Genomic DNA, 12,715 nt, shown 5'->3' on the forward strand with positions numbered 1-12,715 from the left:
CCGAAATGCATGACCCGCCTGAACTGTCACGTCTCCATCTGCTCCGAAGACATGAAAGCTGCGATGTGCCAGTTTCGGCACTGTCGAGTGGTGACAGTGACAGAGGGTCAGCCAGATGTGCTTTTGGTGCGGCGACGCGCCGGAAGCTTTGCAGGTCCCGCTTTTCGTGCTGCGTGTGTGGCAGAATTCCTGCGTCCAGCTACTCGGTGCTCGCCCAGCCTCGATTTGTTCATGATGGCCCGTCAGCTTGCTCACGGACCCTTTTGTGGCTGGAGGCGGTGGAGGTTTTCGCGGTCCGGGCAGGCTGGTGGCCCGGCTATCGCGTTGAGGTTCCCCGAGATGCGGAGGAGGCTGGCATTGGGCCCTTTCCGATCTCCCCGCGTCGGCTGGGCAGTTGGCCTGACAGACGGATGAAGCCCCTGGTAGATGGGTTTTCGACCAAGAGAACCGTCTCCACCAGAGGCTTCGCATGCTTGTCTACCCGTCCGGCGTCGACGTGTTCAGCTCTGCCCTCCGCTTTCTTGCCCCCCGCCTGAGGGAACGTCGGCGCGCTCTCGGCACCCGATGGCGGCGCCTGAGCGCGGGCCGACAGGCCCTGCTCACCCTCTCCCACCTCCGCAACGGCCAGCCCTACGCCCAGCTCGCGGCCGGCTTCGGGATCGGCACCACCACCGTCTACCGGTACGTCACCGAGGCCATCGAGCTCCTGGCCGCCCTCGCCCCCATGCTCGCCGAAGCAGTACGGGCCGCGTCGATGAAGGCGTACCTGATCCTGGACGGGACGATTCTGCCGATCGACCGGATCGCCGCAGACCGTCCCTTCTGCTCAGGCAGACACAAGAAGCACGGCATGAACGTGCAGGTCCTAGCCGACCCGAAGGGTCGTCCCCTGTGGGCTTCACCGGCCCTGGCCGGTGCCGTCCATGACGTCCGGGCTGCACGCGAGCACGGCATCATCGACGCACTCGCCGAGGCCGGCATCAACTGCTGGGCGGACAAGGGCTACCAGGGCGCAGGCGGCGCGGTCCGTCTCCCCTACCGCGGCCGGTGGGACAGTCTCTCCGCCGGTCAGCAGGCCGTCAACCGGTCCCACGCGAAGGTCCGGGCACTGGTCGAACAAGCCATCGCCACCCTCAAGTCCTGGCGGCTCCTGCGCAAGCTCCGCTGCTCGACGACCCGGATCATCACGAGCCTCGTCCAAGCTGTCCTCACCCTCCATCTGGCCAGCTCAGACTGAGGATGGAAAAGGCTCACGGTGCTGGGACAGGTCGAGAGCACAGCGCCTGCCGCCGCGGACCTGACGGCAGTCATTGACGGCAACAGGGGTGAACATCAGAGATCTTCGTGACACCGTCACGCATCTCGCAGGGCATGCAGCCTCGGCAAGGCTCTGACCAGGGCAAGGACGGTGGGAACTTGTAAAGCGAAGGTCGTCGGTTCGAATCCGACAGGGAGCTCCGAACAGTGCGGATCCCGGGCCGACCGTGCCGGTGACCCGCGCTTCCCCTGCACTGCCCCCCTCCACGGCCGTACTCTGGTCGGCACCATCAGGGAACCGCGCCGGCTGTCTGGAGGTAACGGGGTGAACGGGCGCAGTCCGGAACGGGTCCGCAACGAGCTGGTCGTCTCCATCGTGGACGCGCTGCAGGGCTCGGCCACGGTGAACCAGGCGAGCAGCCGTGAGATCTGGCGGGAGATGCTCGCGGCCGAGCTGGCCTCGCCCGTGGAGCCGTTCGGCGGGGACCGGCTGCGGCCCTGGCTGCTGCAGATTGTCAAGGCGTGCACCGAGGTCGGCGACGGGCTGGCCTGTCTGGTGCGGTCCCTGGAGTACGTGGAGCAGCAGTCGGCGACGGTCGCCACTCTGTGGCCGCTGGTGGACGAGTGGGAGGCCGTCGACTTCTTCAACAACGCCGATCTGCGTCCGTTACGGTCCGTCCTGCTGTCGATGAACTCCCCGGACCTGGCGACCATGGCGCGCCGCGCGAGCCGCTCCCGGGTGCAGGAACTGCCCCCCTGGTGCCGGACCGGGTGGCAGGTCTTCCTGCGGCTGGCGGGGGAGAACTCCCCGAACGGTGAACTCCCGCCCAGCATGGCCTTCCTCGCGCTGTGTGCCGACCGGCTGGTGGCGGAGAGCCGGGCCGACGCCGCCGAGGTGCTGCGCCGTTTCACCCGCAGCCAGGCCCACGCCCTGCGGCTGGACGGCGCACTGGCGGACTGGCAGCACTCGGAGTTCCCGCAGGCCGCGCCCTCGCTCGTCCCCGCGTATCTGATGATCCAGTTCGAGCCGGACCGGGTCGAGGCGGACCGCTTCTACCTGTCGCACTGGCGCCAGTCCGATCCCGAGGGCTGGCACCCCGTGCGGGGCGAGACCGTCCACCTGCACCGGGAGGAGCTCCCCGGCGCGGTGGAGAGGCTGATAGAGGAGGTCGAGGAGAGATGGGCCGACCTGCGGCAGCCCGTCCTCCTGGAGTTCATCCTGCCGTGGGAGCTGCTGAACGAGCCCGTCGAGTGGTGGCCGAAGGAGTCCGACTCCGACTCGCCCACCCCGCTGGCGCTGGACTACCCGGTGGTGGTGCGCAGCCTCGAGCGCTTGCAGCGGGCCGCGTGGCACCGGCCCTGGCACAACAAGTGGCGCCAGCTTCGGGAGCGCCCGGCGGACAGCCATCCGCACTGGAGCCGTCCGGAGCAGGACGAGACGTACTTCTTCCATCTGGAGCGTGAGCTGAAGGAGGACCGGTACGCGGTCTGCCTGGTGCTCAGCGAGCCGCCCGGCGACGACTCGGGCACCGGCCGGCGGGAGGTCCTGGCCGGGTTGCGGGCCGGCGTACCCGCGATGGTCTGGCATCGCAGCGACTGCTCGGATCCGTCGTTCCAGGACGCCATCGGCGAAATACTGCAGGACCGGGGGCTCGGGAGTCTCGCGGAACGCATCGGAAAGTGGCGCAAAGAGGCTCTGGCGCTCGGGCCCGACGGCTGGGACCAGCATGTGGGCCGCCACCTGGCCATTCTGCTCGACGACCCCGACCGCAAGCCGGGGCCGCCCGGGCCGGGGTACGGGCCATGACCCTGCGGAACGAGGCACAGGCCGAGTCGATCCTGCCGCGATTACCGATGGGGGATCGGATTGCGACGGTCTTGCGCGGGGGGTTGACGGGGTGTCACGCTGGTGGTCGAGACGGCCCCAGCGGACGTCCTGCGTACTCCACACCACCGGGGGCGCGTTCCCGACAGTCGACTTGTGATCCCTCCCGTCATCCCCCCGGTGGACTCCCGTCTTGCACCGCAAGCAGACCACTGCCAGGCTTGGCAACGTGGATGTCACGCATGCCCGCGGACTGCGGGACTCCTCCTCCGCCCTCCTTCCGTGTTCGGGCAGCACTGGACGCTCCGAGGGCGCTTATGCAGCGTGACGACGTCCCACGACCCGTATCCGTACCGGCTTCTGACGACACGTTATTCGAGGGCGTGCTGCATGCCCTGAACGGACTGGAGCCGTCGGACCCGGCCGACCGCCCGGCCGTCCTGCTCGTCGTCGACGACCACGTGAGCATGAGCGTCTGGGCGGCGACGATCGCCCGGCTGGCCGACGGCCTCGCCCGTCAGGAGCGGCTGGGCCCGATCACCACCGTGCGGCTCCTGAGTTCGGACGACACCGAGCCGACCCGGATCCGGCTGGATCACCTGCCCCCCAACGACACCCGGTACCGGGTGGTGCTGGTGCTGACCGACGGCCTGGCCGCGGGCTGGCGGGCGGGCGCGGTGCTGCCGCTGCTGCGGGAACTCGGCCGGTCCGAGCCGCTCGCCGTGCTGCATCTGCTGCCGCAGCGGCTGTGGTTCCGCACCGGCCTGGACGTGCACCGTATGCGCCTGAGCGCCGCACACCCCTGGGCGCCGAACGACTCCCTGCGGTGGGAACTGCGCACGTCCCCCCTCGAACCCGTCGACGACGCGGCCGCCCGGGCCGGCGTGGTGCCGGTCCCCGTCCTGGAACCGACCGAGCGCTCCCTGTCCTGCTGGGTCGACCTGGTGGCCGGGCGTGCGACCGGGTGGACGGAGATGTCCGGCGTCCGCGCCCGTGACTGGAAGCGGCGGGCGGACGCCGCGCGGGCGGTGCCCTGGGTCCATGACGTCCCCGACCCCGACAGCGCCGTCCCCGCCCGGGAGCGCGTCTCGGAGTTCCGCGCCGCCGCCTCGCCCACCGCCTTCGCGCTCGCCACCCGGCTGGCGGCGGCCCCGCTGACGCTGCCGGTGATGACGGCGCTCACCGCGTCGGTGCCGGGCGCCGGGCCCGCCCACCTCACCGAGCTGCTGATGAGCGGACTGGTGCGGCCGGCGAGCGGCGATGCCGAGCGCGCGGCCGGCGTGGCCTTCACCTTCGGTGCGGACAACCGCCAGGAGTTATTGGCGCTGTCCCGCCGCCGTGACACCGTCCGGGTGCTGCACGACGTACGGGTGCTGCTCGCCCCGCAGGGCACCGAGCCGGCCGGCGATCCGCTCGAGGCGGCCCGTGTCCCGCCGGTGACCCGGCACAACGTGGCGTTCCTGCGCGTCGAACTGGCCGCGCTGCGTGCTCTGTCCGGACGCTTCCTGCCACAAGCCGAGCGACTCGCCCGCGCACTGCGCGATTACGACCGCAAGAACACCGTTAACCTGCGCAAAGGCGCGGGTCCACGCCCCGGGCACCCAGCCCCTCGCGCGCACGAGACAACTGCAGAAGGAGCCACGGCCATGTCCACCACGCAGCAGGAGCCCGCGGTGGAGAGCGGGCGTTCGACGCAGCCGCGCATCTGGGGCAACATCCCCCCACGCAACCCGAACTTCACCGGTCGCGTGGATCTGCTCGAACGACTGAGCGAGCGCCTGCGGGAGGGCACGACGACGACCGTGCTGCCGGAGGCCATCCACGGCATGGGCGGTGTCGGCAAGACCCAGCTGGCCATCGAGTACGCCTACCGGCACCAGTCCGAGTACGACATCGTCTGGTGGATCCCCGCAGAGCGCCCCGGCCAGATCGGCCAGGCCCTGGTGGAACTCGCCCAGCGGCTCGGCCTCGTCACCACGTCCGAGGCCAACATCGCCGGACCCGCGGTGCGCGAGGCACTGCGGGAGGGGCGGCCGTACTCCCGCTGGCTGCTGATCTTCGACAACGCCGACAGTCCCGAGCGGGTCCGCGACTACTTCCCCACCGGGGGCAGCGGCACCATCCTCGTCACCTCCCGCAACCGCCGCTGGAGCGTGGTGGGACCGTCGCTGGAGGTCGACGTGTTCACCCGCGAGGAGAGCAAGGAGCTGCTGCGCCGCTCCGGCCCCGACGACCTCGACGACGCCGAGGCGGACCGCCTCGCCGACGCCCTGGGTGACCTCCCGCTCGCCCTGGAACAGGCCGCGGCCTGGCGGGCGGAGACCGGGATGCCGGTGTCGGAGTACCTGCGGCTGTTCGAGCACAAGCGCAGCGAGCTCCTCGAGGTGTCCCCGCCGCCGGACTACCAGCTCCCGGTCGCCGCCGCGTGGAACGTCTCCCTCGACCACCTCGAGACCCGCAGCCTCACCGCCCTGCGCCTGCTCCAGCTCTGCTCCTACTTCGCGCCGGACCCCATCTCGCGGTCCATCTTCTCCGGGCTCGGCGGGTCCAGGATCGACCCCGAGCTGGACCGGGCCCTCAACGACCCGATGCGGCTGGCCCGCGCCATTCGGGAGATCAACCGCTACTCCCTCGCCCGTATCGACCACCGGACCAACTCGATCGAGATGCACCGCCTGGTGCAGGCCGTGCTCATCAACCGGATGACCCCCGAGGAACAGCAGCGCATGCGCAACGGTGCCCACACACTGCTTGCCGCGGCCGACCCGAAGGGGCCCACCCGTTCAGTCAACTGGCCTCGCTACGCCGAGTTGTACGGCCATGTCATCGCGTCCCATGCCATCGAGTCCGAGCAGCCGTGGGTGCGCGAGCTGGTGATGAACGTCGCCAAGTACCTGTGGTACTGGGGTGACCACAGGGTCGCACGTGAGTTCTCGGAGCAGGCCTGGGAGACCTGGCGGCGGCTGCACGGGGACGAGGACCAGCAGACGCTCCTGATGGGCTGGTGGCTGGGCTTCCTGTACCTGATGGTGGGACGCCTCGACGACGCCTCCGAGGTCGTCTCCGTACTCAAGGACGTCTACGCCCGCACCGCGCCTGCGGACCAGGAGGACACCCGTGAGGACGCACTGGTGGCGTTGAACCTCGAAGCCGCGGTACGCCGTCATCAGGGGGATTTCGCCGCCGGTGCCGAACTCGACGAGATGGCTTATCAGCGGGCTCGGCGCGCCTTCGGCGACGACGACCCCACCACACTGGTCACCGCCCACAACCTCGGAGTGAGTCTGCGGCTGGTCGGCGACTTCCAGCGTGCGCTGGAGCTGGACCGGCAGACGCACGCGATGAAGATCCGGCTGTTCGGCCGCGATCACCAGCAGGCGCTGGCAACCGAGGCGAGCATCGCCGTCGACGTGCGCGAGGCGGGCGACTACGTCGGCGCGCGGTCGCTGCAGGAGGCGGTCGTCGACGGATTCCGGGCGACCTTCGGGGCCGGGAACCCCACGACGTTGCGGTCGGTGCGTCAGCTGAGCGAGGCCTGCCGCAAGGAGGGCGACCACGTCACCGCGCTGGAACTGGCGCGCGAGTCGTTCGACCAGTTCACCCGTCGGTACGGCGACACGCACCCGGAGTCCCTGACAGCCGCCCTCGCTCACTCGGTGGCGCTGCGGCACAACGGCGAGCTGGAGGCGGCCAGGCTCGGTGGCGAGCGGGCGAGCGAGCGGTTCCGGCAGGTCTTCCACCCCGACCACCCGCATGTCCTGGCCGCCGATGTCGACCTGGCGGTGACGCTGCGGCTGCTGGGCCGGGTGGAGGAGGCCAGGGAGCGTGACGAGGCAGCGCTGACGTCCCTGACCCGACGCCTCGGGGAGAGTCACCCGATCGTGCTGGCCTGCGCGATCAACCTCGCGAGCGACCTGAGTGCGCTGGGACAGGTGGAGCAGGCCAGGCAGCTCGGGGAAAAGACGGTGGCGCTGTGCCGGGCGCGGTTGGGTGAGGATCATCCGACCACGCTGGTGGGTGCCGGCAACCTCGCCCTGGACCTCATCGCCGTCGGCCGGGAGACGGAGGGCGAGGCGCTGCACGCGGACGTCCTGGAGCGCATGGAGCGCGTCCTGGACGGCCCGCGGCTGCGCTCCGCCGAGCCCGCCCCGCACCCGGCGACGCTTCAGACACGAGCCCGGGAACGCGCAAACTGCGACATCGACCCGATGCCGATGTAGGAGGTACCGAAGCGTCCGTCGGACGTCAAGCGGGGGGCGCGCCCAGCCAGGCGGCAAGGCGAACCGGGTCGGGGGCCGTGCCGCCCGTCCGGAGTACGGCCTCGTGCACTGAGCGGGCGCGTTCCGGAGTTCGGCACAGCACCTGGGCCGCCGCCGGGTCCGTGCCGGCCATGGCCAACGCCTGGCCCAGGCCCGCCCACGTGGCGGCCCGGCCCGGCTCCACGGCCAGGTGGGCCACGTACGCGTGCCGGGCCGCCCCGGCGTCCCCCGCCACCAGCAGGGCGTCGGCGGGCAGCGCTCCGGTGACGCGGGCCGCGGCCTTCTCCGGATCCTCGGAATGCTCGGATCCCTGCCGGTCCGCGTCCGCGGTGGCGAGGCGGTAGCGGACGAGTATTGCCAGGCTGTCCAGCCAGCACGCCGTGGGGTCGGGTACGAGCTCGGGCTCGGCCGTCAGGGAGCCGGGCGGTCCGCTCGCCCCGGCCCGCCAGGCCCGTACGGCCTCCGCCACGGCCGGTGCGGCGGGCCGCAGATGGTGGGCCCGCCAGCGGGCCATGTGGTCGGCGGCGCACAGCCGGGCCAGGGCCAGCTGCTCCTCGGGAACCGGTTCCGACAGCCACTGCGTGCAGTGGTCGCGCAGAGTGTCCAGCAGGGCCGCGCCGAGCGGCGTGAGGCGAGGGTTGCGGTGAACCTGCTCCATCGCCGTCGCCACATGGGCCCGCCACAGCGCGAACTCGAAGTGCGCCATGGCGGTCTGCGCGGGTGTCGCCTGGCAGTGCCGACGCCAGAAGCGGGTGATCCCCACAAACGCGTAGATGCCTTGGAGCAGCCCTTCAAGAGGCCGGGGGTCGTTCCGCCAGGGTGCGTACCACAGCTCCGTGTTCCGGTCGGAGCCGCGTGCCAGCAGAGGCGTCAGATGCAGCAGCCCGCCCAGTTTGGTGTGCTGGAACTCGTGTACGAGGGTGACGGCCAGCTGGACGGCGTCGTCCGGCTCCGAGGCCTCGACGCCGCCGAAGGCGTCCCCTGCGCTCACGCTGCGCGGCCGAAACCTTTCGACTGCCGGGGTCGGCGTCAGCGACAACATCCCCCGGCGCATGGCCTTGGCTGTCTCGGGCAGTTCCCGCAGCAGTAACTGCCAGGCCTTCTCCAGCATCCGCCGCCACTGCGCCGCAGCCTCCTCCGACAGCGGGCGCGGCTCGGTCGGCTGCGGATACGTGCGGTACGGGTCCACGTCGTCCAGCGCCACTTCCAGCCGTTGGTCCGCCGGGCCGACCGCGAGCCGGCGCATCGGATGCCAGCCGGGTCCCGACGAGCCGAGGGGAAGCGGTACGGCGACCGAGGCCCCGGGCGCTTCCACGACTGCTCGTCCGCCCGCGACCCGTACGGTGGCCGTCGACCACGGCTCGGTGGCGGGCAGCACCGCGCAGCCGAGGGTCGGCAGCGGCACTCGGCCGTGGCGTACGGGAACATCGATGGCGAAGTCCAACTCCGCGCGCAGCGCTGCTGCGGCGGCCAGGGCGGAGATATGGCCGAGGACCACGGACAGCGGCGGATCGTCCTGCGGGAGTGTCCCGCGCAGTCGGCGCAGTGCGGTGGTCAGCCACATGCCCGTCTGCGGATACATGAGCAGATCATCGACGACGTGCGGAGCGCGGCGCTGCGCCTCGCTGAGCAGGTCCCATGCGGGGTCGAGATCCGTGGCGTCGTCGAGCATCCGCAGCAGCAGTAATCGGCGGCTCCGTTCGCCATCGAGCAGGAGGTCGAGCGTGGCCGGGCCGCCCTCACCGCGGATCAGTTCGGCGACGCTGTCGGGCGGCAGGTGATGACGAGGCAGCGACGGCTCAGCGTTCATGAGCTGCCTCGGCGGGGTCAGTCGAAACGCTCGGGTGGGTTGACACCGGCGACGCTGGCCAACTGGTGGTCGAGTGCCGGCAGCAGCTCCTGCAGCGACGCGGCGAGAGCTCGGCTGTCAATGGAGCGCAGCGTTTCAAGAGATACCCCCGCGAGATCGACCAGGCTGGACTCGACGGTGGCCACAGACGGCTCCATGACGGCCAAACCCCTTCCCCCCGACTGTTTGTGGATGCTGGCGGCTCACATCCCCCTGATAATGACCCGGCGCAAGGACGATGAAACCCCGCACCGCCGCGGTGACGCGATATCAAGTCATCGCCCCCCGTCGTCATCGCCTCCGCGGTGGCGCCGGGACAGTTCCACCGCCTCCTTGTTCATACGGGCCACTCCGGCGGAGTCGCCCTCCATCAACCGTATCGCTTCGATGAGTTGGTCCAACGTGCCGCGATAGCGCAGGCAGGTGCGCAGGATCCCGAACACGTCCGGACGCAGTGCCGGTGAGCGGGGGCTCATGGCCGCGATCACCGGATCGATGCTGCCCAGCACCAGCGCCAGGGTGGTGCGGTCGCTCACCGTGGGCAGTGCGGTCAACGCGCTCACCAGTCCGTCGAGTTCCCGCAGCGGCAGATCGTCCGGCAGGTGCGCCAGGCTGCCGGGGCCCGCGGCGCCGGGTGTGAGGGCGGCCGGTTCGGGTGGTGACGTGGGCAGTCCGGCGTACCGGTGCAGCAGGGTGAGGTCGGCCCTCGGCAGCAGCTCGTACCAGCGGTCCACGCGGACGGCGGCGAGGCGGCCCAGACCGTCCGAGCGGTGGTGGGCGCTGACCAGCCCGATCAGCGTGCCGTCATGCCAGACCGCCGCACCGGACATGCCCGCCCAGGGGGAGCGGTCGGGTTCGGGGTCCGACTCCGGTGGGGTGACGGCGAGTTCGAGGGTGCCCTCGCGGCGGTTGGACAGCACCGAGATCATCCCGGTGGCGTGGCAGGAGTCGCGGTACTGGGAGGGTGAGCCGTCGTCGAGCCGGCGCATCCGGTCCTCGCGCAGCTTGAACCGCGGGAAGCCCAGCGCGCTGCACGGCAGCAGCTCGTCCGTGTCGGGTACGGCACCGTACGCGGGCGGCTCGGTCCCGGCCGCGTGGACACCGGGCGGCACGGGCCCGGTGAGCTCCAGGAGCGCCACGTCGGCCTTCTCGGAGGCCAGCACCACGCGCGCGGGTGCGGTCCACTCGCCGGGGCGGTCGGCTTCGAAACGTACGTGCACCTGGGGCCGCTCCGCCTCGGCGGTACGGACGACATGCGCGGCGGTGAGGACGTACGACGGGCCGACGCGGTAGCCGGAACCCCGGCGTCCGGCGCCGCGGCCCTCGGGCCGGCGCACCAGCACCTCCGCCACCCGGGCCGGCTCCAGTCCGCGACGCGCCCGAGTCACCCCGCTCAGCGCTCGCCCTCGGCCTCGTCGTCGCCCACCCACGGCGCACGTCCGCCGCCGCTGCGGGTGCGCGGATCGAGCGTCAGCTTCACCCGGTGGGTGACGCTGTCCGCCATCCGGCCGTCCGCGCCGGTCTCCACCACCCAGAAGCGGATCTTCCCGCCCGCCGTCGCGGACCGCTCCACGACGACGGCCGCCTCCAGCTCCACCGGACCCACCTCGAAGTACAGGTCCTCCCCCTGCGCGGCGGTGCGTGCCGCGGTCAGCTCGCGGCGCAACTCCTCTATCAGCTCGGCGAGTTCAATCACGTCCGGTCCCTACCCGGACCGCCCTTCCTTCACTCGATCCGGGTGCATTCCGCATTCCTGGATCTGTGTGACGCCGCGGATGCATTAGGGTCATCCAGCGGCCTGGAAAGTGTCGAAACCGTAAGACAGCGGCATATATCAGGCATTGTTCGCATCACTCACTTCCACTGTCATGGGGACGGCGTCATGAAGAAGTCCGGAGTCGAGTCGGAGCTGATCGATCTCAGCGGCGTCCCGTTGGACCTCTGGCCGGCCCTGGACCTGCCGTCCGCCGAGGGCTCCATGCGGCGCCTGCTCAGCCGTATCGACGACCCGGCCGGCAGCCTCGGCGGCTACAACCCGCAGCGCGACGAATAGGCATCCTTCCATGCACCAGACGGCCCGGCCCCACGTCCTGTCACCGCAGTCGTTCGACGAACTGCTGGGCGGCGGGGGAGGCCCCGCGACGGTGGACGCCCTGCGCGCGAGCGAGCGCAGCTGGCGGCTGCTCGTCGTACGGGCGTTGCTGGACGCCGCGGCGACGGCACCGACCGGTCCGCTGCCTCCGCCGGCCGACGGCTGGCGGCTGTTGTCACGGGCCTGGTCCGTGGCCGCGCCGGAGGTGGAACGGCTGCTGTCCTATCCGGCCGTCGGCATGTGGGCGGCGCACACACTGCGCCGGCTGCGCGGCACCGCCGACCACGACGCGCCGCTGTGGGCGGAGACAGGGCACCTGCACGCACTCGCGGCGAGCGCGGCGGTCCGCGCCGGCCTGGAGTTCCGTACCGACATCCCGGTCCGGCACGGCTGGGCCGTGCTGCCCGCGCTCGGGGCCATGCGGGTACCCGGCGGTCCGGACTGGACCGTCGCCGAGGTCTCCGCCCGCGACGGGGACGTACGGGTCGCGGGCCGCCGGCTGGGCGGACCGGACTGGCACGCGCCGGCCCAACTGCGCGCCGACGGACGCACGCTGCTCCTGGACGACATCGACCCGTATCGCGCCCTGCGCACGCCCGGCGTTCCCGAGCCGCTCGACTCCGCCGCCGAGTGGCAGGAGCTGTTCGGCTCGGCCTGGGACATCCTGCACGCCTCCGACCGCGACGAGGCCCGGGCGCTGGCCGACGGACTGGTGTCCGTCGTTCCCCGCCCGCGCTCCGAGCGGTTCCGGCCGCACAGCGCCTCCTCGGGCGACGCCTTCGGCACGGCGGTGGCGTCGGTCCCCGACGACGGCGAGCAGTTCGCCTCGACGCTGGTGCACGAGTTCCAGCACAACAAACTCAGCGCGTTCATGCACCTGTTCACCCTGTACGAGGACCAGGACACCCGGCTGTACTACGCCCCCTGGCGGGACGACCCCCGGCCGCTGGGTGGGCTCCTCCAAGGGGTGTACGCGTTCTTCGGAGTCACCGCGTTCTGGCGGCGGCGCGACCATCCGCTCGGGCGGTTCGAGTACGCGCTGTGGCGCGCCCAGACGGCGCACGCGCTGGGCGCCATCGGCCGATCGGACGGGCTCACCGACCTGGGGCGGCGCCTGGTGGCCGAGCTCGCCGGACGGCTGGAGCCGTGGCTCGCGGAGCCGGTGGACGCACGGGCCCGCGCCGTGGCCGACCTCGCGATCGCGGACCACCGCGCGACCTGGCGGGCGTACCACCTGCGACCCGACCGCGGCACCGTCCGGTCCCTCGCGGCGGCCTGGCCCCACGAGGCCCCGCCCGTCGCGCCGGGCCACGGGCCGACGGTCGTCCCGGGGCGGCCGGTGCGCGGCTTCGACACACGGGCGGTGCTGGCGAGGTGGCTGCTGGCGGACCCGGCCGGGTTCGAGAGGCTGCGGGACGACCCCGGTGCCACGG

10 protein-coding genes are annotated in these 12,715 nt (G+C 71.5%); 5 read left to right on the forward strand and 5 right to left on the reverse strand.

Annotated features, from left to right (window positions below):
- Window positions 1-255 (reverse strand): hypothetical protein (locus ACTWQJ_RS32525; protein ID WP_443310092.1); only part of this gene is annotated, 255 nt, incomplete at its 3' end.
- 214 nt (window positions 256-469) lie between these two features.
- Between ACTWQJ_RS32525 and ACTWQJ_RS32530 the strand changes: the two genes are divergently transcribed.
- From ACTWQJ_RS32530 to fxsT, 3 genes are all read left to right on the forward strand, one after another.
- Window positions 470-1,237, forward strand: coding sequence for an IS5 family transposase (locus ACTWQJ_RS32530; RefSeq protein WP_443310093.1), 768 nt, complete (start codon window positions 470-472; stop codon window positions 1,235-1,237).
- 345 nt (window positions 1,238-1,582) lie between these two features.
- Window positions 1,583-3,064, forward strand: a complete 1,482-nt coding sequence (locus ACTWQJ_RS32535; RefSeq protein ID WP_443310094.1) for a VMAP-C domain-containing protein — start codon at window positions 1,583-1,585, stop codon at window positions 3,062-3,064.
- A 401-nt stretch (window positions 3,065-3,465) separates the two neighbouring features.
- Complete coding sequence (fxsT, locus tag ACTWQJ_RS32540) at window positions 3,466-7,302, forward strand: FxSxx-COOH system tetratricopeptide repeat protein (protein ID WP_443310095.1); 3,837 nt, start codon at window positions 3,466-3,468, stop codon at window positions 7,300-7,302.
- A gap of 25 nt (window positions 7,303-7,327) precedes the next feature.
- Here fxsT and ACTWQJ_RS32545 read toward each other — a convergent pair whose 3' ends face one another.
- The 4 genes from ACTWQJ_RS32545 to ACTWQJ_RS32560 form a co-directional block, all read right to left on the reverse strand.
- Window positions 7,328-9,151 (reverse strand): HEXXH motif domain-containing protein, encoded by a 1,824-nt coding sequence (locus ACTWQJ_RS32545; protein WP_443310096.1) that lies wholly within the window; start codon window positions 9,149-9,151, stop codon window positions 7,328-7,330.
- Between the two features lie 17 nt (window positions 9,152-9,168).
- Window positions 9,169-9,336: a hypothetical protein gene (locus ACTWQJ_RS32550; protein WP_443310097.1), complete on the reverse strand. Its 168-nt coding sequence runs from the start codon at window positions 9,334-9,336 to the stop codon at window positions 9,169-9,171.
- Window positions 9,337-9,465: 129 nt separating this feature from the next.
- The gene (locus tag ACTWQJ_RS32555; protein ID WP_443310098.1) at window positions 9,466-10,578 is read right to left on the reverse strand and encodes an effector-associated domain 2-containing protein; all 1,113 of its coding nucleotides are present in this window, start codon (window positions 10,576-10,578) and stop codon (window positions 9,466-9,468) included.
- Window positions 10,579-10,583: 5 nt separating this feature from the next.
- Window positions 10,584-10,886 (reverse strand): trypco2 family protein, encoded by a 303-nt coding sequence (locus ACTWQJ_RS32560; RefSeq protein ID WP_224736702.1) that lies wholly within the window; start codon window positions 10,884-10,886, stop codon window positions 10,584-10,586.
- A 186-nt stretch (window positions 10,887-11,072) separates the two neighbouring features.
- On the opposite strand from ACTWQJ_RS32560, the gene ACTWQJ_RS32565 reads away from it, so the two are divergent.
- Together ACTWQJ_RS32565 and ACTWQJ_RS32570 are read left to right on the forward strand one after the other, a co-directional pair.
- On the forward strand, window positions 11,073-11,243 hold the full coding sequence (locus tag ACTWQJ_RS32565) for a hypothetical protein (protein ID WP_443310099.1): 171 nt from the start codon (window positions 11,073-11,075) through the stop codon (window positions 11,241-11,243).
- 10 nt (window positions 11,244-11,253) lie between these two features.
- The coding region (locus tag ACTWQJ_RS32570; RefSeq protein ID WP_443310100.1) for an HEXXH motif domain-containing protein at window positions 11,254-12,715 on the forward strand (1,462 nt) is incomplete at its 3' end.

Source organism: Streptomyces sp. KR55, assembly GCF_052245645.1.
GTDB classification, from domain to species: domain Bacteria; phylum Actinomycetota; class Actinomycetes; order Streptomycetales; family Streptomycetaceae; genus Streptomyces; species Streptomyces flavusporus.